15 protein-coding genes are annotated in these 23,908 nt (G+C 33.3%); 7 read left to right on the forward strand and 8 right to left on the reverse strand.

The features are described 5' to 3' along the window. Positions 1-147: 147 nt before the first annotated feature. From AC2DGP_RS05480 to AC2DGP_RS05505, 6 genes are all read right to left on the reverse strand, one after another. Positions 148-1,008: a hypothetical protein gene (locus AC2DGP_RS05480; RefSeq protein ID WP_484492012.1), complete on the reverse strand. Its 861-nt coding sequence runs from the start codon at positions 1,006-1,008 to the stop codon at positions 148-150. A 209-nt stretch (positions 1,009-1,217) separates the two neighbouring features. Next, on the reverse strand, positions 1,218-3,527 hold the full coding sequence (locus AC2DGP_RS05485) for a GH92 family glycosyl hydrolase (protein ID WP_484492013.1): 2,310 nt from the start codon (positions 3,525-3,527) through the stop codon (positions 1,218-1,220). A 1,082-nt stretch (positions 3,528-4,609) separates the two neighbouring features. Beyond that, positions 4,610-4,927: a thioredoxin gene (trxA, locus tag AC2DGP_RS05490; protein ID WP_484492014.1), complete on the reverse strand. Its 318-nt coding sequence runs from the start codon at positions 4,925-4,927 to the stop codon at positions 4,610-4,612. A 146-nt stretch (positions 4,928-5,073) separates the two neighbouring features. Then, positions 5,074-6,033 carry a methylenetetrahydrofolate reductase [NAD(P)H] gene (gene metF / locus AC2DGP_RS05495; protein WP_484492015.1) on the reverse strand — a complete coding sequence of 320 codons (960 nt, stop codon included), beginning with the start codon at positions 6,031-6,033 and terminating at the stop codon, positions 5,074-5,076. 216 nt (positions 6,034-6,249) lie between these two features. Then, complete coding sequence (metH, locus tag AC2DGP_RS05500; RefSeq protein ID WP_484492016.1) at positions 6,250-8,937, reverse strand: methionine synthase; 2,688 nt, start codon at positions 8,935-8,937, stop codon at positions 6,250-6,252. Positions 8,938-8,974: 37 nt separating this feature from the next. Continuing rightward, entirely contained in the window at positions 8,975-9,970 is a 996-nt protein-coding gene (locus AC2DGP_RS05505) for a homocysteine S-methyltransferase family protein (RefSeq protein ID WP_484492017.1), read from the reverse strand. 230 nt (positions 9,971-10,200) lie between these two features. Here AC2DGP_RS05505 and eco point away from each other — a divergent pair, with 230 nt between their 5' ends. The 7 genes from eco to AC2DGP_RS05540 all read left to right on the forward strand — a co-directional run bounded on the left by eco (position 10,201) and on the right by AC2DGP_RS05540 (position 19,576). After that, entirely contained in the window at positions 10,201-10,701 is a 501-nt protein-coding gene (eco, locus tag AC2DGP_RS05510) for a serine protease inhibitor ecotin (protein ID WP_484492018.1), read from the forward strand. After that, positions 10,702-11,307 (forward strand): DUF502 domain-containing protein, encoded by a 606-nt coding sequence (locus AC2DGP_RS05515; protein ID WP_484492019.1) that lies wholly within the window; start codon positions 10,702-10,704, stop codon positions 11,305-11,307. 9 nt (positions 11,308-11,316) lie between these two features. Then, entirely contained in the window at positions 11,317-12,456 is a 1,140-nt protein-coding gene (locus AC2DGP_RS05520) for a BamA/TamA family outer membrane protein (RefSeq protein ID WP_484492020.1), read from the forward strand. A gap of 453 nt (positions 12,457-12,909) precedes the next feature. Further along, on the forward strand, positions 12,910-13,302 hold the full coding sequence (locus AC2DGP_RS05525; protein ID WP_484491652.1) for a transposase: 393 nt from the start codon (positions 12,910-12,912) through the stop codon (positions 13,300-13,302). A 14-nt stretch (positions 13,303-13,316) separates the two neighbouring features. Continuing rightward, the gene (locus tag AC2DGP_RS05530) at positions 13,317-14,165 is read left to right on the forward strand and encodes an IS3 family transposase (protein WP_484492479.1); all 849 of its coding nucleotides are present in this window, start codon (positions 13,317-13,319) and stop codon (positions 14,163-14,165) included. 1,083 nt (positions 14,166-15,248) lie between these two features. Continuing rightward, positions 15,249-17,936: a T9SS type A sorting domain-containing protein gene (locus AC2DGP_RS05535; RefSeq protein ID WP_484492021.1), complete on the forward strand. Its 2,688-nt coding sequence runs from the start codon at positions 15,249-15,251 to the stop codon at positions 17,934-17,936. 101 nt (positions 17,937-18,037) lie between these two features. Next, positions 18,038-19,576, forward strand: coding sequence for a sulfatase (locus AC2DGP_RS05540; RefSeq protein ID WP_484492022.1), 1,539 nt, complete (start codon positions 18,038-18,040; stop codon positions 19,574-19,576). A gap of 356 nt (positions 19,577-19,932) precedes the next feature. Here AC2DGP_RS05540 and manA read toward each other — a convergent pair whose 3' ends face one another. Both manA and AC2DGP_RS05550 read right to left on the reverse strand, forming a co-directional pair. After that, positions 19,933-21,138 carry a mannose-6-phosphate isomerase, class I gene (manA, locus tag AC2DGP_RS05545; protein ID WP_484492023.1) on the reverse strand — a complete coding sequence of 402 codons (1,206 nt, stop codon included), beginning with the start codon at positions 21,136-21,138 and terminating at the stop codon, positions 19,933-19,935. A 38-nt stretch (positions 21,139-21,176) separates the two neighbouring features. Then, complete coding sequence (locus tag AC2DGP_RS05550) at positions 21,177-23,681, reverse strand: DUF3604 domain-containing protein (RefSeq protein WP_484492024.1); 2,505 nt, start codon at positions 23,679-23,681, stop codon at positions 21,177-21,179. Positions 23,682-23,908: the final 227 nt, after the last annotated feature.

The following is a 23,908-nucleotide window of genomic DNA, read 5'->3' on the forward strand; positions in this document are numbered from 1 at the left end:
CGGATTAATAATATTGGGGTTACATAATTCGTTTATAACTCACCACTATTTCTACCATTTAAATCATTAGTTTCCGACTTTTTCTGAAGATAAATATATCTATCTGATAGATTCAAAATGTTCAATATGCAGAAATTATTTTAGTATTTATTTCTGTATACTTTCAATCTTACTAACTGAAGTAGTAACTCTTTTAGCTAAGGATTCGTTTACCCCTTCTTTCATTAAAACAAATTGATCTAAGGCGATATATGTAGAGCGCATAGAAACCTCCATTTTATAGATCCCTGGTTCGTCAAAAACAACATAAATATCATATCCTCCTCCATCAGAAGTACTCCCAGTAAAAGACCAATTTGCAACGTTTTTAAAATATACTTTCATCCAACCATCTTTACTAGACCCGTCTACAACTGGTGTTTTACCAACCCCCTTAGGATAAACGATTTGCGGAGTAACAGTACCTTTATAACCATAAAAATCGTCGGCATCATGAAAACGAAGCCAAGCATCATTGTGCTCTGTATTCCCATCTATATTATTCATTATCAAAGCCCTCCATTGGAAATGGTATGTTCCAACATTGGTTATTTTAATATTGTAGGTTAATGTACCTATACCAGGTTCATGAAAATATTGAACACTAGTACCATTATACATATAGCCTTCACCTGTATAACCCGCTAAATTAGCGACTGACCTAAAATGATTATCCAAATCATTTGGAAAATTTTCTTGAGTTGAAACCGTCCAATCTAACGCATCCAATACGCTTTCCATTTCTACCTTAACAACCCCTTCTTCCTCTATATAGGCTAATATGAAAATTTCAGAATTCTCCTCATTAGGATCCCCATCATCATCGTTGCCTTCCTCATCATTGATAGCATCGTTGTCAGTTTCTAAATAATCAGTAGTTCCGCTATTTTCTGTCTCTATATCATTCTCACAACCAACAAAAAAAACTATACTCATTAACAATATTAATTTCAAAATCTGATTTTTCATAAATATTCATTTTTATAAATTACTAAATGAAATAACATCTCTTTCATAGAGTTCCCAAAAAATTTATCAATATTAATATTCCAATACTAATTCCAAAATCCTGAGTTTACAGTGAGCTCTCGAATACAATTGGGGACTACTAAAAATTTTATTTTCTCACTATCAGTACACCAATGTTCACTAACTAGTCCATTTAATACAGCTATTAATTATTTAACAACGCTAGCCCCCATTTCAAACTCAATCGTATCCCCATTGATTAGATTTGAATGAGTTATATAAGTTTGATCAACCTTAGTACCATTGATTTTTATAGACTGAATGTATTTATTTTTTCTGCTATTATTACGAGCAATCAAAGTTGCTCTTTTTCCATTTTCTAAGTTGATTTCAACTTTATCAAAAATTGGACGACCTATTGAATATTCAGCTTTTCCAGGGCAAATAGGATAGAAACCCATGGCGTTTAACACATACCAAGCAGACATTTGTCCACAATCTTCATTACCAGCCAAACCATTTGGATTATTAAAATACATCTCATTCATTACCATATCCGCGTAATGCTGAGTTAACCATGGTTTTTCTGAATGATTGAATAAATGAATGATATGATGACTTGGTTCATTTCCATGAACATATTGCCCAATCAATCCAGAAATATCACCAGGAACATGTTCTCCATCCTGTTTAGAACTTGTTGTAAACAAAGTTTCAAGCCTCTCAGTAAAAACTTTTTTCCCTCCCATAGTTTTTTGAAAACCTTCAATATCATGCGGTACAAACCATGACCATTGCCATGCATTTCCTTCACAGTAATCCGTTTTCCAGTGAGAAGAATTGTTTGGATTGAAAGGTGTTCTCCATGACCTGTCTGACATAATTCCTCTCATAAATTGTGTTTCTTTATCATAATATTTTTGATAAAATTTAGAGCGCTCTATATATTTTTCAAACACTTCAGTTTTCCCTAAATCCTTTGCCATTTGTGCAATACACCAATCATTATATGCAAACTCTAAGGCTTTGGCTACAGAAGCCACAGTTTTATCTCCAGGAATAAATCCTAATTCTGACACATATTTTTTTCCAATTTCCATTACGTTACCCGCCGCATTGTTATAACCCGAAACTTTTAACATAGATGGATCATAAATTGATGCTTCTATCATTGCCTCTAGAGCTTCCTCTGCATTGTAATTTGATATTCCTTTTTTATAGGCATCATAGATTACGGCTACAGAATGATATGCCAACATAGTACCTGTATAATTAGATGCCAGTTCCCATTTAGGTAAAATTCCACCTTCCTTTCTTTTTTGAAGCAACGTTTTAATTAACTCATTATCTTTTTCTGGGTTAATTATTGTCAATAAGGGATGTAAACCTCTGAAAGTATCCCATAAAGAAAATATAGTATGATTGGTAAACTCCTTTGAATTATGAGCAATTTGATCCATTCCCATATATCCACCATCTACATCCATAGCTGTATTTGGACTCAACATGGAATGATACATCGCTGTATAAAAAATAGTTTGTTCGTCATTTGTACCACCTTCTACATTAATCTTTGACAATTGCTTGTTCCACTCTTTTTTACTCTCAACAACAACCTCATTAAAATCCCATCCAGGAAGCTCTGCCAACATATTTGCTTTGGCACCATCTGTGCTTACAGGCGAAATCGCAACTTTTACTTTTACTGCCTCTTTCTCAGAAGTTGTAAAATTAAGTTTTGCTTTGACATTTTTATCTTTATTCCATTCTGTCAATCCTTCTCTTAATTGATTGTTTACAAAGATTTCTGACTTAAATGGTTTTGAAAATTTAGCATAGAAATAAATTACCTGATTTGTAGCCCAACCTTGCGTAATTTTCATTCCTTCTACTTCAGTATCACTGATAATTTTAATTTGTATTTTCTTATTATGATGCATTTGTAAACTATGTCCTAAGTCGATTATAATTGAAGACTCATCTGATTTAGGAAAAGTATATTGATGCATCCCAACCCTTGTGGTTGAAGTCAACTCAGCTTTGATGTTAAAATCTTCTAAATCTGCTGCATAATAGCCTACCTCCGCAATTTCTGTTTTTTTATTAAATTTTGATGTTACCCTTTTTTCGTCCGAAAAATAAACCTTACCAGTGGTTGGCAACAAAAGTATATCTCCATAATCCCCAATACCAGTACCTGATAAATGTGTATGGCTAAATCCATAAACTATATCATCAGAAAAATGATACCCTGAGCAAGCATCCCAACCTGTTAAGCGTGTATCCGGACTCAATTGCACCATTCCGTATGGTCTTGTTGGTCCTGGGTAGGTATGACCATGACCTCCTGTTCCAATAAAGGGATTTACATATGCAGAATAATCTTTTTTGATCTTACTATCCCTATTTGTTTCTTGATTGTTTGAAACACAAGAAGAGAAAATTATTATTGTAGCTACTAGAGCTAAAGATTTTAAATAATTAATTATTGCTATTAATTTGTGAGTGTAAAAAATCATATGAATAGAGTATTATTAAACTTAGTACTTGTTATTTTTTATTCCCCTAATAAAAAGAATAACAAATGACGCTATTTGACATTAATTTAATATTAACAAAACATGAATACCCCCAGGTATTAAGTATGATTTATAGAATTAAGTGCATTATTTTTACATCTTACACGACAAACCGTTCAAAATTATTTTTAAATGACTTTAGGAACTATTAGTAGCTACAGACAAACCATAACAATTCTTGCCTATTCGAGTTTAAAGGATAATTTATTACAAAACAACTCAGTTAGATTTTGACACACGAATACATTTTCAGAACGAAAGAAATTAAACCATCTTTGTCATGCTAACAGAAATGCAGTTTTTGTTATTTTATAAAAAAACTACGAAACATAAATTCAAATTCTAAACCTAGGAAACAAAATGATGTTCTATTTCTTAAGCCACTTGTACAGGATAGTTTCCAAACTTTTATTTTAGGAAAAATTTAATTCATAGTTATCTATCTGTTCCGGACATATATAAACGAATAACTAATTCTAAAGAATTTATTGAGTGTGTATTCTAAAAATAATTTCCTTTCTTTTTTAGTTTATGAATTTTTGGGAAGCGTAGCCCTAACGACCGACAAGAACTTGAAGACTCAAATATCGTTCGCATTGAATTAAATAATATTGGCTTAGAAGCTTTATTAAACCAGAGACTACAGTAAATCCAAAGCCTAAATTTAAACAGCATCAAGTCCCCTCAAACCTTTACAAATTCATCAGTAACATTTTCATTTCAATGACTTATACACTGTTCATATAGAAACCTAAACTCAAAAATGAGTCTCGGTATAAAGCTCTTTTAATTCCTGACGCCTCTGAAAAAAGCAATCTTTCCGTGATAATTTTTATTGTATGCACTATTTTTGTCCTTGAAAATGTTAGAACACACTGAATAATAAATGACCATAACTTTTATCTGAGCATATTAGAAAAAAAATGAATCGCATACCTATCATTAAGAGACAGATAAGTTTGCTTTAACAAAAAAAGCCTACTAATAATTAGTAGGCTTTTTGTTCTAAGTTCTTATATAATTTATAACGCTGCGTCAATTTTAGATGCATACGTTGCTTTTGGTGCAACTCCAACTTGCTTATCAACAACTTCACCGTTTTTAAACAATAAAACCGTAGGAATATTTCTTACTCCGTATTTAGCAGCAAATTCTTGATTGCTATCAACGTCTACTTTCCCAACAACAGCTTTTCCTTCATAATCATTGCTGATTTCCTCAATGATTGGTCCAACCATTCTACAAGGCCCACACCAAGTTGCCCAAAAATCAACCAATACTGGCTTATCTGATTTCAATACTACTTCGTCAAATGTTGCGTCTGTTATTTCTAATGCCATAACTATATATTTTTAAATTGTTATTTTATTTTTTTATCTATACAAATGTAGTCAAATAATTCACTTAAAAGTTTTAGTATGAATCACTTTTTTTTATAGTTGTATTTGAGATAATTATTAATTATTTGTAAGGAAAATTTAAGTGACTAAAACACCTCACTAGCTATCTTTACAATATTATCTGATTTACCCATAGAGTAATAATGAACCGTTGGTACCCCTGCACTCATCAATTCTTTACTTTGTTGTATCGCCCACTCTATACCAACTTGACGAATCGCTTTTTTATCACCCTTACAATCCAACACGGCTTTTTCTAGTGCCAAAGGCAAATCTAAACTAAACACCTTAGGTAAAATTTGCAAGTGACGTTCTACAGCTATTGGTTTGATACCCGGTATAATCGGCACTGTAATTCCTATATTTTTTGCAGCCTCCACAAACTCAAAATATTTTTTATTATCAAAAAACATCTGCGTTACCACATAATCAGCCCCTGCATCGACTTTTTCTTTCAAACGCAATAAATCAGAATCTAAACTAGGAGATTCAAAATGTTTTTCTGGATATCCTGCTACCCCAATACAAAAATCAGGTTTAGAATCCATCTCAACTGTTTCGTTTAAAAACTTTCCTTCATTCAAACGAGACACCTGATCAACCAACTCAACCGCATAATTATTACCTCCTTTACTAGGCACAAATTGAGCTTCATGTTTCATTGCATCCCCTCTCAAAGCAACTAAATTGTCAATCCCTAAATAATGTAGATCCACTAAAACATATTCTGTTTCCTCTCTCGTAAAGCCTCCACATAAAACATGAGGAACCGTATCTACGTTGTATTTATGCATTAAAGAAGCACAAATTCCAACTGTACCCGGACGCATGCGCGTAATCTTTCTCTCAAGCAAACCGTTTCCTTTATCAAGGTAAACATACTCCTCTCTTGAAGTGGTTACATCAATAAATTTAGGTTTAAACTCCATCAAAGGATCAATATTATCGTATAATTTCTGAATATTTTGTCCTTTAACTGGCGGTACAATTTCAAAAGAAAACAATGATTTCCCTTTTGCTGCTTTTATGTGATCTGTAACTTTCATTTCTGTCTTTTATTTGGGCGTTGCCTTTCGGCCGGGCTTTTCGTTTTATCTTTTTCACTTTTTATGACTTCAACCTGCTCCGTCTAAAAATTAAAAAAAGGATATCACTGCTATCCCTAACGCGCTTGCGAAAATAAACAATTCCATTCTATAAAAAAAAGCCTAACACTTTTAAAAATGTTAGGCTTCTTCGTATTAATAAAATAATATTTCCCTTTATTCATTTAAATTTGGTGCTAACCAACGCTCCATAACTTCATCGCTATATCCTCTACGTTTTGCAAAGTCATGCACTTGTTCTAAAGTGATTTTTCCAACACCAAAATACCTGGCTTTTGGATGTGCAAAATACAAACCAGAAACTGCAGCAGTAGGAAACATCGCCAAACTATCTGTAAGCGTTACTCCAATATTTTCTTCAACATTTAACAGTCTCCACAAAGCAGTTTTTTCAGTATGATCTGGACACGCTGGATACCCAGGTGCAGGACGAATCCCCTGATATTCCTCACGTATCAAATCTTCATTACTTAAATTTTCATCCGATGCATAACCCCAAAATTCCTTACGAACTTTATCATGCAAATACTCTGCAAACGCTTCCGCAAACCTATCTCCAAGCGCTTTAACCATAATACTGTTATAATCGTCTAAGTCGGCTTTATAAGTATCTGCAATTTCCTCAACACCAAATCCTGTTGTTACACAAAAACCACCAATATAATCCTCTAAACCTGTTTCTTTAGGAGCTACAAAATCTGCCAAGGCAATATTTGGTTTTCCGGCACCTTTCTTAGATTGCTGACGTAATGTCAAAACCGTCTCTAAAACTTCTGTTCTAGATTCATCCTTGTAAACCTCAATATCATCTGAGTTCTCAATTGTATTCGCAGGAAAAAGCCCGTATACAGCTTTTGCTTTAAACCATTTTTCTTTTAAAATGCGTTCAAGCATCGCTTGAGCATCCTTAAATAAATCTTTTGCTTGTTCTCCTACTATTTCATCCTCAAGAATTGCTGGAAATTTCCCATGTAATTCCCAAGATTGGAAAAAAGGAGTCCAATCTAAATAAGGAACCAATTCGTTAAAATCTAAATCTTCTATTACATGTACTCCCAATTTTTTAGGTCTGTACACGTCTTCTGCTTTCCAATCAATCTTAAATTTATTTGCACGCGCTTCTTCTAACGGCAAATACACCTTTTTACGAGCTCTATTTAAATAGCCTTCACGTAATTTATCGTATTCCGCATAGGTCTCTTTTAAAAAGTCTTCTCTTGTATCATCACTAATCAAAGTACTCACAACAGGCACCGATCTAGAAGCATCTAACACATGAATTACTCCATGGTCATATTGTTGTGCAATTTTAACTGCCGTATGCGCTCTAGAAGTAGTTGCCCCACCTACAAGTAAAGGGATATTAAAATCCAACCTTTTCATTTCTTTGGCTATATGTACCATTTCATCTAAGGAAGGTGTAATCAATCCACTCAAACCAATAACATCCACGTTATGATTTTTCGCTTCTTCTAATATTTTTTCTGGCGGAACCATCACTCCAAGATCCACTATTTCGTAATTGTTACAAGCCAATACAACCCCAACAATATTTTTACCAATATCATGTACATCTCCTTTTACAGTAGCCAATAGCACTTTTCCTTGTGCTCTAGAATTTTCATCTTTCTCTGCTTCAATAAACGGCATTAAGTGAGCAACTGCTTTTTTCATTACACGAGCAGATTTCACAACCTGTGGTAAAAACATCTTACCTTCACCGAACAAATCACCAACCACACTCATTCCAATCATCAAGTTCCCCTCAATAACTTCTAATGGTTTAGCAGCCAATAAACGTGCTTCTTCTACATCTTCTACAATATAAGTATCTAAACCTTTTACTAAAGAATGTGTAATTCTATCTTGTAAAGCACCTTCTCTCCATTCAAGGTTTTGAACCTGTACTTTTCCTTTTCCTTTTACTGATTCAGCAAAATCCAATAAACGTTCTGTAGCATCCTCACGTCTATCTAAAATTACATCTTCAACATGTTCCAATAAATCTTTTGGGATATCGTCATAAACCTCCAACATTGCTGGATTTACAATTCCCATATTCATCCCTTTCTGGATGGCATAATACAAAAACACGGAATGCATCGCTTCACGTACCACGTTATTACCTCTAAAAGAAAACGATACATTACTTACACCTCCACTTACACTAGCATTTAATAAATTGGTACGTACCCAATGTGTAGCCTCTATAAAATCTATCGCATTTTTTCTATGCTCTTCCATTCCTGTTGCCACAGGAAAAATATTTAAATCGAAAATGATATCTTCTGATGGGAACCCCAACTCATCTACCATGATATCATAAGAACGTTTTGCTATTTCACAACGACGCTCATAATTATCAGCCTGTCCAACCTCATCAAAAGCCATTACAATAACCGCAGCACCATAACGTTTCAATAACTTAACATGTTTTCTAAAAGCTTCTTCTCCTTCCTTCAAAGAGATAGAATTTACAACACACTTTCCTTGAACAACCTGCAATCCAGCCTCAATAATATCCCATTTAGAACTATCAATCATGATAGGCACACGAGAAATATCCGGTTCGGCCATGATCAAATGTAAAAAACGAACCATCGCCTCTTTCCCATCAATCATACCATCATCCATGTTGATGTCAATAATTTGGGCACCACCTTCAACCTGATCTCTGGCAATCGCTAAAGCCTCGTCGTATTGCTCCTCTTTAATAAGGCGCAAAAACTTACGTGACCCTGCTACATTTGTTCTTTCACCAACATTGATAAAGTTCATATCCGGACTTAAAACCAAAGGCTCTAAACCAGATAACTTCATGTATTTTGTTTGTTTTATACTCATTCTATCCTTGAATTGTATTGCTTAAAATTACAACAGCCTATACAGCCATTTCACGAGGTTTGTATGCTGCTGCTACTTCAGCAATTGCCTTTATATGGCCTGGTGTTGTACCACAACAACCTCCGATAATATTAATCAAACTTTTATCTAAATATTCTTTAATTTGACCTGCCATTTCTTCCGGAGTCTCATCGTACTCACCAAACGCATTTGGCAAACCTGCATTTGGATGTGCAGATACTCCAAAACCTGTATTGTTTGAGATGGCCTCTAAATGCGGAACTAAAGCACTTGCACCTAATGCACAATTTAATCCAACTGTTAACAACGGTACGTGCGATACTGATATCAAAAATGCCTCCGCAGTTTGTCCAGATAACGTACGTCCACTAGCATCGGTTATGGTTCCGCTTAACATCACAGGAACATCAATTCCACGTTCATCCTTTACTTCTTCAATTGCAAACAAAGCCGCTTTCGCATTTAAAGTATCAAACACCGTTTCTACCAATAAAATGTCAGACCCTCCATCTAATAAAGCTTCTGCCTGCTGCTTGTAAGCTATTCTTAACTCATCAAAAGTAATAGCTCTATAACCAGGATCATTTACATCTGGAGACATAGACCCTGTTTTGTTAGTTGGTCCAATAGAACCAGCAACAAATCTTGGTTTATCAGGATTTGCCTTGGTAAATTCATCTGCTACTTCTTTTGCTATTTTCGCAGATTCAAAGTTTAATTGATATACATAATCCTCCATTTCATAGTCTGCCATTGCAATAGTAGTACTAGAAAATGTATTTGTTTCAACAATATCAGCTCCTGCATCAAAATATTTTCTATGCACTTCCTTAATTGCCTCCGGCTGCGTAATAGAAAGCATATCATTATTTCCTTTCACAGATAATTTCCAATCCTTGAATTGCTCACCTCTAAAATCCTCTTCCGTAAATTTATACGCCTGCAACATAGTTCCCATGGCACCGTCTAAAACAAGGATTCTTTCTTTTAAAACTTCTGTGATATTTTTCATTGTATTCGTATTTAATGGTTATTCATGTTGTTCATTAGGTCGTTTTTAAAAAGAAAACTTTCAGTAAAAAACGAAACCTTTATCCACGTATCTCCATTTATAATTCAGGCTGCAAAGATACTTAATTTGTAATAATTAAACCCTTCCTTTGATCGCTAAATTTCACACCTCAATATTACCTTTGACTACATTTTTATGTATATTTGATTTACACACAAAATTGGTTACTCATGAGGTTATCTATCACATTTCTAACGCTTTCATTTTTCTTGATTCTAAGTTGTAATACAAAAGCTGAAGACAATTCTAATTCAGAAAAGAAATTTGCTGAATACGACCTGAGTATGTACCCTAAACCAAACGAGACACTAGCAAGATATATCATTGAGTTGCCCATAGAACCAAATGAGGGACTTTTCAATCTAGAAATTTGGGCTGGTAAAACTGATTTGGTTGATTGCAACAAACATAATTTAGCCGGTAAATTCATAAAAAAAACAGTCCAAGGTTGGGGATACTCCTACTATCAATTTGAAACCAACGGATTGATCATGAGCACTCAAATGGCTTGTCCTGAAAACTCTAAAACGGAAAAAGTCATTCGTTCTAAAACAGAACACATTCGCTATAATAGTAAATTGCCAATAGTTGTTTATTGTCCTAAAGACCTTGAAATTGAATATGCTATTTGGTCTAAAAATGATACTCCTTCTAAAGCCATCCTGAAATAAATGAAAACCTTTTTAAACTTTTTAAAAACAACACTTATAGGGGGCGTTTTTCTAATTGTACCAATCGTTATTGTTATTCTTATTTTAGGAAAAGTAATAGAAATATTAAGACTCCTCGTAAAACCTATTGTAAAAGGACTTCCGTTAGATACTATTGGCGGAGTAACAATTGCAAGACTGGTGGCATTTACTGTCCTAATTTTAATTTGTTTAATCGCTGGAATCATCGCAAAAACTCAAACTGCAAAAAACTTTAAAAACTGGCTAGAATCTACTCTTTTATCAAATATCCCCGGTTATAACATGATCAAAGGAATGACGGAAACGGCTATTGGAATAGAAAACAATACCGATAATCAAATCATTTTAGTTGATATTGAAGAAACTTGGCAATTAGGAATCCTTATGGATAAACTAGACGAAGAACTTTATACCGTTTTTCTTCCGGGCGCACCAAGTCCGATGTCTGGTGATGTAGTATTTGTAAAAAAGAATCGAATTAAAAAACTTGACATCACTTCAATAGAAGCATTTAAAATTCAAAAAAAATTAGGTATGGACTCCGCTTCAATCCTTAAAGGAAAAGTCACAAACCAATCATTTTAATTCCAGTATATGAAATTAAATCAATTAGCAGCTAGTTTTATATTTTTCATTTGTGTTGCAAACCTTTCGGCACAGAGTAAAAAAGAAACAGATACAAGTATAGAAGATGATAAAGACAAAAGCTTTAAAACCATTCTAATACCAACCATCTCCTACAATAATAGTTTTAAAACTTCTTTCGGTGTTATGGCAGCCGGTTTTTACAAATTAAATAAAAAGGATACTATATCTCCTCTTTCTTCTTCAACCATTATTGGAAGTTACTCTACAAACAATACGTATTTTTTAATTCAACCCAATAAATTTTATTTTAAAGAAGACAAACTTAGATCAAAAGTAGTTGTTGGTACCGGAGGAATCAATTTTCAAACTTATGTAAGTTGGGGTGATATTTTAGATAATATTCCTCCTAATATTTTGCCCCCACTTCCACCTGAACTCCCAGAAGATGGAGTTTTTGTGGGGTACACTACTAACTTCTATTTTGCGTATCTAGATTTTATGGTAAACATATACGACAGGTTATATGCAGGTATGAATATCATTTATTCGCACTCAAAAACTACTTTTGATGTGACAAGCCAACCAGAAGACACACAAGATTTATTCGGTTTTGGTATTTCTTCTGAATTTGACAAAAGAGACAACCAAATGCAACCTTTGGATGGATTTAACGGTAAATTCAATACCACAAGTTTTCTAAAGAGTTTAGGTAGTACTTCTAACTACACCAATGTCACTATTGAATACAATAAATATTTCAAACAAGGAAAACGAAATACCTTATTAGTAAGAGCCTATGGACAAGCTGCAATTGGTGATGTTCCTTTTGCGGGCCAAAATGTAGTAGGAAGAGATGATTTAAGAGGGTATTCTAACGGAAAATATAGAGCAAATCAAGTGTATGATGTTCAAACAGAATATAGAAATTGGTTCACAGAAAAGTGGGGTTACGTTGCTTTTGGTGGTATTGCTACTGCCATTAACAACCCGAATGAGATTAGCCTAAGCAATACCCTTCCTGCAATCGGTGCCGGTGTTCGTTTTATGGCCATTCCAAAATCAAGAATTACCGTTGGGATGGATGTTGCTGCAGGTAAAGATGACTGGGGAATATATTTTAGAATAGGTGAAGCATTTACACGATAAATTAAAAAGCAAACCTTGATCAAATCACGACATATCAAAATGAAAATTTTGTTTACCTATGGCAGGTTTCAGATTCTACTCACCAAATTTGCCTAATACAGAAAAATATTATGTTCGTCCCCAAAATAAATTGTGCATGGATTTCTAAAATTTTATATCGAAAAAACTTTAGCTTTGAAGTCAAAGATAAAAAATGAGAACCTACAAGCCACAACAGTAAACTAACTCACTAAAAAACAGAAAATTAATCAACACCCTTAATACAAAATCATAATAAAGTTAATGAATAGCTTAAGAGAAGACCTGGGTTTTCTTTTATATAACAACAATCTTTTAAAAAGAACTACTTAAAGGTTCTATATAGCCTCTATCTATATAAAAAAACTAGAATGACCACCCTATTGTAAAATCCTGAAATAGGTTGACTAAAAATTAAACACTTTTAGTTAAACTATGGAGACAAACAAAAAACCACCCTGCCGAAAAAAGAGCTACAATAAAGTAGGCTTCGAACTCAAACTTTTCATCATTGATCAAATTCATAATGGTAGAATTTCTATCAATTATGCAGCTAAGAAATATGATATTTCTAGACCAACTATTCAGTACTGGATTAAAAAATATAGTACTTTAGAGCAAAAGAAATTAGGCATGAGTAAACAGGATGAAATTAAAAGACTTAAAGAGAAAATTGAGGAACTGGAATTTGTAAAAGACTTTCAACAAGATATAATTGCTGACATGGAACTTATTACAGGAGTCGATATGTCAAAAAAGTCATTGCCCAAAACATTAGCAGACGAGATTCAGAAAAAGAAGCAAAACCGTTTAAAAGAAAATGGTTAATACAATGTTTTGGGATTAGTAAACAAGCCTTCTATAAACGCTTAAAATCTCATCAAATTAAACAAAATAACGAGCTTATTTTAATTCAAATGGTAAAGCAATGTCGTAACCAGATTGGACAGAGATTAGGCGCTAAAAAACTATATCATGAACTTAAAGAAGATATCAAAAAACAAGGTATCAAAATAGGTAGAGATAAATTCTATGCATTCCTTAAAGTCAATAGACTACTGGTTCCTAGAACAAAAAGGTTCCATATAACAACCAACTCTAATCATCACTTTTATAAATACAAAAACCTAGTAACTAATAAAGTTCCAACCAGAGCAGAACAATTTTGGGTAACCGATATAACCTACATTAAAACGCAAAAAGGACACAGTTATTTGGCTTTAGTAACAGACGCTTATTCTAAGAAAATAATGGGTTATAAATTAGACGACAATATGAGAACATCTCTTTGTATAGATGCTTTAAAAATGGCTCTTAAAAATCGTAAATACCCAGGTAAAAAATTGATTCATCATTCGGATAGAGGAATACAATATTGCAATCCAACCTATACCCTATTTGCAGAATCAAACGGATTAACAATGAGTATGACAGAGAAATATGACCCGTATGAAAATGCTATTGCTGAGAGAATAAACAGAACTTTAAAATATGAATACGGACTAAAACTTACAATTAAAAACACTAAATTAGCACAGAAGATTACAAAAAGAGCTATTAATATTTATAACAATATTCGACCACATTTAAGTCTTGATTTAAATACTCCTAAACAGGTTCATCTAAATCAAAATATTGACTACAAATCGTATCGGAAAAATAAAAACAAACTGGAATTATTAACCATTTAATCATTAAAAAAAGGTCAACCTATTTCAGGACAATACATATCTATGATTTAGATTAAAAAAAAGGTGAAATAAAAAAGCCGTTCCAATTGAATCATAATGACTTTGCAATACAGAATCTTCCATTCATTTATGGAGTCGAGCACTTATGATAATTTATATGTTATCTACAACTGAAAGATAACAGCAAAAAACAACTTAAAACCTCCCTTAAAAAAAAGGTTCTTGAAAAGTATTCTTGAAAAAAATTGGTTACTAAAATTCATGGAATACACCAAGGCCCCCACTCTTGTTTTTTTATTGAAAACAATAAAATTTTGGACATATTTATCCATAAAAACTGAAAAATACAGTAAAATACTATACTTTAAAATATATTAAATAGCAAGTGGGGTTTTCTAGCTTTCTCGAAAAACCAAGATACCAAAAGTATGGTCACTATTAAATAATTATTACTCACCAACCGAATTATAAAACTTTTATAAAAAAACTTACACTCTTTACAGGAACTTTTATAATACACACATTGTTTTTAAATAAAAATTCACTTTTTCCTATCAAAAACAACCATTATCAACATAATTAACAGTCAATTATGACCCTAATTAACTTTTGTATTAATTTAATATTAATTTTTTTTTAACCTGCCCTAACTATTTTTAATCCCCGTTAGATGCGTCTATTTTATTCTCAAAAAAACAAAGATGCTGATCTTAAACTAATTATTCCGTTTAACCAACCAATTAATATTTAACCACAATGTTTAAAAAACCAAAATCAATATTTATTTTCTTCAAATTTTGTTATCCAGAATTGATTTCATGTTTCCATTTAGTTGCATTTCAATTTACAAAAAATGGATCCACCTAACTTAGTTGAATGAATCTTTATAAGTAAATAAATACATCAAACCTGAATAAGGGAATTTTAAAAAAAATGATTTTCTAAAACAACAGCATTCCTTTCTGTAATTATAAACTAAAAGTAGTTATGATTTTGTGGAACTATTTTTTTTGAGATTTGAAAATGTATTTTCAGATGATATTAAAAAAAACGAATACCTCTCTAACTAATAAAATCGTTAAAATGAAATTTAAAATAATATTATTAATTGCTACTAGTTTAATTATAAGGCTTGGTTTCGCTCAACAAATAACTCTTCCTGTTGAAGTTTTGGGACCAGAAGGCTTTACTGAATCCGTATACTTCACCTTAAACAACCCTCTTAATAACAGTATTAGGGATACAGATAATTTATACATCAGGGCAAATAATCTGGGATACGAAGACAAAGCTTCTGTTAAGGTTAATGAAGGAGATTGGATTTCTTTAAATCATAGTACTTGTAATATATATAGCCCGGAAAAAGAACGCGGTGGAATGACCAATGGAGGACATAATTCCATTCGTTTTACTGTATCAGTTACAGGCTTTATAAGAGGAGTAAATACGATTACTTTTAGATTTAACAACTCTGATGGTATTTCAAACGGATACAGAATTATCGATCTTGATTTATTAGATGATAATTCAGAAAGAATTTTAAAAAACAGCGAATATTATGTATTACCTGGTAAAACAGTTAAAGATTATGAAACAAGTTTCTATGTTGAAGATGACCCAAATAATTGGAATTCTCCATATTATGCTGATGGAAGCGAACCAGCAGACATAGCGAGCAAAGTTGAAGAAGGTAAAAACCTTTGGTATTATGGGAGAAATGGAAGTCCTGAGATTGAAGGAGATCCATTATTAAACAATTATTTGCCAATTGATCGAAAAGGTTTTTGGTATGGTTATACTAACCTAAGCAGCGGTCAACCTATTAAAGCCAAATGTACAAGTTGCCATACACACGATGGTAGAGACCTAGAAATATTTTCATATTCTAACTTATCAATTATTGAACGATCCAAATTTCATAATCTCACCGAAGAAGAAGGAAAACTAATAGCTACTTACATAAGATCCTTATCAGGAGATAGTCCAACTACGGGTAATATAGGACGATATGGTAGACCATGGAACCCGCCCTACCAACCAGGCCCCCAGCTTTCTGGAAAACCCATTGAACAATGGTCTGCTGGAGCTGGTTTAGACGCAGTTCTAGAGAAGGATGCGGACATGCTTCCTTATCTTTTTCCAAATGGTGTGTCACAAGACGAGCTGTATAAGGTGTTCGATTCTGATGCTACAAGTGACAGAACTGAGATGCCAGTTGCAATACAATTTCCTGATTGGAAACATTGGTTACCAATTGTACATCCAATGGATGCTTATACCAAAGATGACTATTGGAATTCTCCTGGAGAAAATGCAAATCCAAAACAAGGTTATCTCGATTTTAGACAGTTTATTCTTGATAATATTGACACCTATCAATCACAAAACATATCTTCTGAAGATGCTGATGAATTAATGAAGGCAAATTCAGATTTTCATAGAGAATACCGTTTCTTTCTTTCAGATGGAGGTAGCAGAAATCAACATTGGCGATCACATGATGGAACAGCTACTTCAAAATTAGCAGATGACATTCCTAGAGAACTAGCTGGTACAAGTTTAGCAAGATTAATGGCTGTTCAGTTTTTTGAAATTATGAACGAGTTTAATTTTCAAGATAAAGCGCATTGGTTCACTGAATTTGATGAACAAGACCATCCGCAAGATAGACAATGGTTTGGAGACGACTATCAGGTTTTCGAAGTGCCACCACATTTTCAAGCCTCTGTAGACACGGAAGGTGCTGACGGGAATAGTCTAAATTTTAAAGGTCAATCAAGTTCAACAGGAGCCTTTGAAACTACAAATTGGTATCATTTGCAATCCATTGTTAATGGTGGTGAAGGAATGATGTTACAAAACAGTCCTGTAGATTACAACTATCAAGGTATGTTTATCTTAAAAGCTAGTAGTTTATCTGGAATCCATGAACCGTTGCGCTATTATCAAGCAATAAATACATCATATAGAACAAAAACATGGTCTGATGCTGGAGGTCCAAATACAAGTAGAGGCTTTAGGATTCGAGTAATGGGACCTTGGATGTTTAACGGTATGACTTTTAGGAGGAATTTTGAGGGATTTGATGAAGGTGAATTTCCTGAATTCTTGAATGAGATTTCTCCAGGTTTGCGTACAGGTATAACAAACTCTCTTTTAATGCAGTTTTTAACTGAAGTGGAAGATGGTGATGCAGATACAGATGGAAATCTCTACAATGAAGGTCTGAATCGATTATATAATATGAATGGCGATATTTATTGGGAGCGCTACACAGAAGATGGTGATGCGAGTAACAAATTAGAACCTAAAAACATATTGGAATCTGAAATTTTAAAGGGGGATGACATTTTTAGTACGAATGCCGTTGGTTTATGGGTAGATCAGTTTTATTTTTTAATTCCTAAATTCTATGAAATAGGTGTAAATGGTGATATTATGACTCGTGTTATCAATTGGTGTAATGCTGCTTGGCCCCAAATAAACTGGGACGTATTGAGAGAAAATTTAAATACGATGCCTATAGATAAACAAAATGAGGTATTTCTATCTTATAGTAATAATACTATTAAAATAAATGGTTTAACCGATGGAAAGTATAAATTCTATGTTCATAATCTATTTGGTATTAAACAATCCGAGCAAAATATTCATATTCTAAACAACTACTCCCAAATATTAGAAACAGATAACTTGTCTTCAGGAATTTATATTCTGAGTGTATTCGATCATAATGGGAAAAAGAGAGTCTTTAAATTCCATAAAAAATAATCGGATAAAAAAAGTTTTTATTTCAATGCAGTTGGATTAAAAAAAATCCATTAACAGATCTATCGTATCATTAACTTAAAAAAACAAAACTAATTAAACAGATGAAAATTAAATTTATAAACTTTTATTCGATTTATGTTACAGCAATATTTTGTTGTTCTTTTTCCATAGTGAATGCAAAAAAAACAATTGAACACCCCAATATCATCTTTTTTTCAGTGGACGACATGAATGATTTTATAAATCCTTTAGGTCACCATCAAGCTATTACACCAAATATGGATAGATTAGCCGACCAAGGAGTAATTTTCACAAACGCTCATGCTCCAAACTCATATTGCGCTCCATCAAGAACAGCTATTTGGACAGGTATGCAATCGAGTACAACTGGATGCTACAGAGATGAGGTATATTTTTATGATTATCCTAGTTTAATACCAATGCACGAAGCTTTTAAAAAAGGAGGTTATAACACCTTTGGAACCGGTAAATTATTTCACCACAGAGCAGGTTTTGTTGATCTAGATGGTTGGGACGAATTTTACGCTCGAAATGAACAAGTAAGATCTGTAGGTTATGAGACTGGATATTTTGGTGACGACTTACCATATCCTGATCCATATCCTTATAGCCCTTATTACAGAAAAACCGGAAAAAAAATAAATGGAGGCGCCTTTTTGGAATGGGGACCAATTCCCAATGAAGATAGTCATAAAATGATGGGCGTCCAACGTACCAAATGGATATGTGAGCTCTTAAAACAAAAACATGACAAGCCTTTTTTCATGGCAATGGGTCTTTACACCCCTCATTTTCCAAATTATGCTCCTCAGAAGTTTTTTGACATGTATGACTTGGATAAAATTGATATACCTATTTTACCTAAAGACGATCTAGAGGACATACCTAACCCTATGAGAAATCAAATGATAAACAGAAGTAAAATTCAACAAACTTTAGAAAGCATAGGTGCTGTTAAAGAAGCAGTAAGAGCGTACCTAGCCGCTGTAAGTTATGCTGACAGTCTTTTAGGTGAGGTATTAGATGCATTAGAAGAAAGCTCGTATAAAGACAACACAATAGTTGTATTCTGGAGTGATCAGGGTTACCACTTAGGAGAAAAAGGTAATTGGGGTAAACATACTTTGTGGAGCGAAACTTCTCGCGTTCCATTCTTTATATCTGGTGCAAACCTTCCTAAAAACAAAAAAGTAACAACAACAGCTGGTCTTATTGATATTTACCCAACGCTGATTGATCTTTGTAACCTACCTAATCAACCGAATCTAGATGGTAAATCTTTAGTGCCAGAAATAACAAAGAACAAACAGCCTGATAGAGATTTGTTTATTCCATATCATGAAAGAGGAAGTTATTCTGTTGTAAACAGCCAATATAGATATATTTATTACAAAGAGGGTGGCGAGGAGTTTTATGACATAAAAAAAGATTACAATGAATGGAATAACCTGATAAAAGAAGATCAGTATCAACCGATTATTAATGAAATGAAAAAAGCAGTTCCAACTAAATTTAGGAAACCTGCAACATCAAAGAGAACACTTAAACTAATTTTTGATAACAATGGTGGATACCATTGGGAAAGTAAAAAAGGAGCTAAACCTCAAATGACATTGTAATAATAAAATCATACTTATCCGAAAGACCACTAATAAGTTTCATAAAAAGTGATCTTCCTAAATAATTAGAACTCCCCTTAAGAGAAAAAAGGTTGCTGAGAAACACTTTATTGAGTGAAACTTCTTTAGTAACCTTTTTATTTTTCAGTGCATTTTTTCAAAAATAGGGATTCACAAACGATTCACTTCTAAAATTAATTTAGAGTTTAATTTAGGTTTTAATAAAGCATAAAAAAATCCAAGATTTGATTTATTACAAATTCTTGGATTTTAAATAAGGCATCAAAGTGATTAACATTATTTCTTTAATGATTAGTAATATTTAGTTAGTAACATTGCTTAACCCAAAACCTTAATTAAGGAGCAGTTGCTTTGTACAAAACTGTATTTCTTGAAGTATTTATTTCATAATTACTGCTTGCTGTCAATGTAGCAACCTCTCCTTTTTTTAGGTCTAAGTGTGTATCGCCTTCAGTTATTGAAACACTCCCATCCATTACAATCAAAATTTCAACAGTTTTGCTTCTTCCAATATAAGTTTCATTATTTTTCAAAGTTATTTGACTTAATTCAAAATCGGGTGCTGGACTTTTATAAATTCGTTCTAGACCATCTGACTGAAGTTCTCCTTTCAATATATTCGGAATTGTTTCTTCAAATGTTACATGTTTAAGTAATTCGGAAACATCTATATGCTTAGGAGTTAAACCTCCTCTTAAAACGTTATCTGAATTCGCCATCAACTCCATGTTCTGACCTTCAAGGTATGCATGCGGTATACCAGCATCTTGAAATACGGCTTCCCCTGGATTTACTTTTACTATATTAAAAAAATAGATAGAGTATATTCCTCTATCAAAAACAAAAGAATCAATTGCTGAATCTACAGCTTTTGCAGCCCAATAATCAGGACTTGATTTATCGAGTTTTCCTTCTTTGTATAAAGGATATATTCTATTGACAAGTGGCATTAATGTTTTATTCACCTCCTCTTGACTTTGTTCCATTACCGTTTTATAAAGCCCATAGTAACCTTCAGAATCGAAAATAGAACGAAATACATTAAACTCTGGAATGACATCCAGTAGTTTTGACAATTTATCCTTAGGTAAAAACCCATGCAACAGCCAAAACTCACTTAGAGCTACCATAATTTCTGGTTTATGGTTATCGTCTTTATAATTTCTATTGAAAGCATCTAAAGGTATTCCTTTTTCATTCTCTAACTTAAACCCTTTTTCAGCCTCCTTTTTACTTGGATGTACCTGTATTGACAACATGTCCGCCACATCCAACACCTTAAACAAAAAGGGCAATCTTCCAAACTTCTTTGAAATAACACTTCCAAGTTTCCTTTCTAAATCTTCCCTCAAAAATGAGTTTAATCCTTCTTTGACCCCATTTTCGTCTATCACTGTAGATGGCGCATTATCGTGTGCGCCTAACCAGTACTCTGCACACTTTTCTTCTGTAGATTCCTCGCCTAGCAAATTAGGAATATACAGGAAGCCTCCCCAGGCGTAATTTTGAACTTTTCCTTTAAGTGAAAATAATTTTGTCATGAATTTCTTTAATTTCTAACGTTTATTTAAATTTGATTTTAACTTTCCATCCATATAGGACTTGACCATGCAATATGATTGTTTTTTTGAGTAATCCTTATGTAATAATATAAAACACCTCTTTTATTTACAGAATGTCCATCTACAAAATTTCCAGTATAGGAATAACTTTCTTTCTCAGGAGTAATTGAATGTATGACATTACTATTTCTGAGTATTTCAATGGATTTAATATCATCAACGGCTTTTATGCTAAAAAACAAGTTTGGTGTTTTCCGTTTCGTAGTTTGTCCTTGTATCGCATTATTAACTCTAAAGTCAACTTCCATTTGATCTCCAGTAGTTGCAAAAACCCTTCTATTTCTAAAAGCCTCCATGATACCCTTTCTGCTTATTTCTTTGACCCAGACACAAGCAAGACCAACTCCTATACTATTATGATCTCCACTAGCTATAAAACCTAGTTTATGTCCCTTTTCCCTAAGGGCATAATCTATAAAACCTTTATCATTTTCTGATGGTTTATGTCTGTCAATATTTATCATTCTTGGGGCACCTCTATATTCGGCATTTCCACGACATTGAAATATTTCAACCACCGGTTCAATCTCAGCATCTCTTGCTTCCCAGCAACAAGAATGAACCTCGTCTGCAGGGTGATGAGGAATAGATATACAATCGATATCGTTTTCTCGAATAAATTTCCATAATCCTTCTGCATCACGAGTCTTTGGACTTTTAACAGAATACACCTGATCCTTATCACGAATATATTTTTTCGCATCGTCAGTTGTTGTGAATATTACATTTCTATGCCCTGCTCCTCGTTTTATTTCAAAAGTTCTCCTATTAGATAAGGTAAACTCTACAGATGGAAAAGCCACAAAATTTGAATAATCATTATAAAAATCTGCTAATCTTAAATGCTTTCTCCAATACACTTCTGTTTGAGAGTAAGCATGATCTGTAATCCCCATAAAATCATATCCTTCAGAGTACAAACCATACCTGTAATCATCATGTAAAGTACCATCTGTTCCCGCTGGCCAGCAACTAGAAATTTCAGAATGTTCGTGTAAATTCCCTAAAAGCAAGGTATATGTTTCTCCTTTATAGGTTATCTTCGAACGTTTTGATTTTGGTCGCCCACTTAACACTGGTTTAAACCCATCAACAGTATGATGTTCTTCAACGATGGTGGGTATCAAAGTTATTTCAGAGTTTTGATCCTTGAATATTGGAGCGGCAAATTGGTTTATTTCCAACATACCTCGTCTAATAGAATCTTTTCTATGATTATCTTTATCTGTATTATCATAGTCTCTATCTTTAAAATTTTCACTTTTCCATGCCAACCAAAAAGAATTATTCTTTGATTCAAAGGAAATTGTTGGCCTTATAGATTCACCTTTTTGTTTGGTTTGGATAATCGTTTGTGGACTTGACCAACCTTTTGCTGGATCTAAATATGAAATTCTAAACTTCCAATGTGGGCTGCCTTCAAAATCGCCTCCACAATGTGAAAGTATATACAGTTGTCCTTTCAAATCCTTTTGAAACGTTGGCCAATGATCATTTTTCCCTTTGAACAGCCATCTCCCATTAACTTTCTCTTCATAAAGTACTCCATCACTATAACAAACCATCGCACAACATCTATCCCCGGTATAGTTGTCACTATCCTCAAGCCTGTGTGCGAAACGGTTGTTTTCCCAAGAAATCCAAAGTTTGCCTGTATTATCAAAACAAATATTAGGTTTCACATTGATGTTAACCCGATCTTTAAAACCACCTCCAATAGCTATAGGCACCGTACTTTGTTCAACAAATTCTGAATTCAAAATTTTCATTTGAATATTTCTGTGGGGTCCTTCGTTAGTATCATAGGCTATATATATGTTTCCATAATCATCTTGTTCTAATGAAGGGTTGAAGCAGTTATCAGATTTATCCGATACTCTAACCGGACTTGACCAAGAACCTTTATCATATTTTGATAGGTATATTGAAAATTTTCCTTCTTCGAAACATTCCCATGCCAATAAATAAACATTTTTAGCCAAGGCTTTCAAAACTGGATTTATGGATTTCTTTTTAGAATCGCTAACGGCTATTGGTGACGAGAATACTCCATCTTTTTGAACAGTTACATAAATGACCCATTGGTGACTTATGACTTCAGACCAAGCTACTGCTGGATTCCCGTCTAAATGACAATCGGCATAATGACATTCATAAGACCCCGGTTTTGCCGTAATTGGACTTTGCTCTACCCAATTGTCACCATCCTTTCGAAAAAGAGTAATCACTTCTTTATCAGATGGATACTCTAGTCTTCTCAAAGTGGTCAAATAGGTATTCTTTCTGTTCTGAAATAACATTGGAGCCTCATCCTGCTCATCATCAAAATCTGATAACTGTAAGCTCCCCAACATCTTAAATCGTTCTTCCTTATCATTTTGTATTGAACAACCTATTGTTGGTATCAAAAATGTAGAAGCAGAGAACAGCAAACTGTTTCTAATAAATTGTCTTCTTTCCATATAATTTTTATTAATTTTTCACCAAAGAAATTCCTCGTTTACAGAACTGTTCAGTGTTTCGCCGTTTTCTGTTCTCTATATCCATGGAACCTACATTTGGTATTGATTTTCAAATTAGTCTAACATAATTTTCATTTTTAGGGATACTCTCTTTAAGCTTAAAAACGTCTCAAAACAGTTTCTACTATGACTCCCTATGAAATACTATTTCCTAAAACATGAAATTC

Source organism: Flavicella sp. IMCC45537, from assembly GCF_057197705.1.

Excerpts from the sequence above, each read along its gene's own strand:
- trxA (WP_484492014.1), bottom strand. The coding sequence starts at position 4,927 with ATGGCATTAGAAATAACAGACGCAACATTTGACGAAGTAGTATTGAAA.
- AC2DGP_RS05505 (WP_484492017.1), bottom strand. The coding sequence starts at position 9,970 with ATGAAAAATATCACAGAAGTTTTAAAAGAAAGAATCCTTGTTTTAGAC.
- AC2DGP_RS05480 (WP_484492012.1), bottom strand. The coding sequence starts at position 1,008 with ATGAAAAATCAGATTTTGAAATTAATATTGTTAATGAGTATAGTTTTT.
- metH (WP_484492016.1), bottom strand. The coding sequence starts at position 8,937 with ATGAGTATAAAACAAACAAAATACATGAAGTTATCTGGTTTAGAGCCT.
- AC2DGP_RS05540 (WP_484492022.1), top strand. The coding sequence starts at position 18,038 with ATGAAAATTAAATTTATAAACTTTTATTCGATTTATGTTACAGCAATA.
- AC2DGP_RS05550 (WP_484492024.1), bottom strand. The coding sequence starts at position 23,681 with ATGGAAAGAAGACAATTTATTAGAAACAGTTTGCTGTTCTCTGCTTCT.
- eco (WP_484492018.1), top strand. The coding sequence starts at position 10,201 with ATGAGGTTATCTATCACATTTCTAACGCTTTCATTTTTCTTGATTCTA.
- AC2DGP_RS05525 (WP_484491652.1), top strand. The coding sequence starts at position 12,910 with ATGGAGACAAACAAAAAACCACCCTGCCGAAAAAAGAGCTACAATAAA.
- metF (WP_484492015.1), bottom strand. The coding sequence starts at position 6,033 with ATGAAAGTTACAGATCACATAAAAGCAGCAAAAGGGAAATCATTGTTT.
- AC2DGP_RS05515 (WP_484492019.1), top strand. The coding sequence starts at position 10,702 with ATGAAAACCTTTTTAAACTTTTTAAAAACAACACTTATAGGGGGCGTT.
- AC2DGP_RS05535 (WP_484492021.1), top strand. The coding sequence starts at position 15,249 with ATGAAATTTAAAATAATATTATTAATTGCTACTAGTTTAATTATAAGG.
- manA (WP_484492023.1), bottom strand. The coding sequence starts at position 21,138 with ATGACAAAATTATTTTCACTTAAAGGAAAAGTTCAAAATTACGCCTGG.
- AC2DGP_RS05485 (WP_484492013.1), bottom strand. The coding sequence starts at position 3,527 with ATGATTTTTTACACTCACAAATTAATAGCAATAATTAATTATTTAAAA.
- AC2DGP_RS05520 (WP_484492020.1), top strand. The coding sequence starts at position 11,317 with ATGAAATTAAATCAATTAGCAGCTAGTTTTATATTTTTCATTTGTGTT.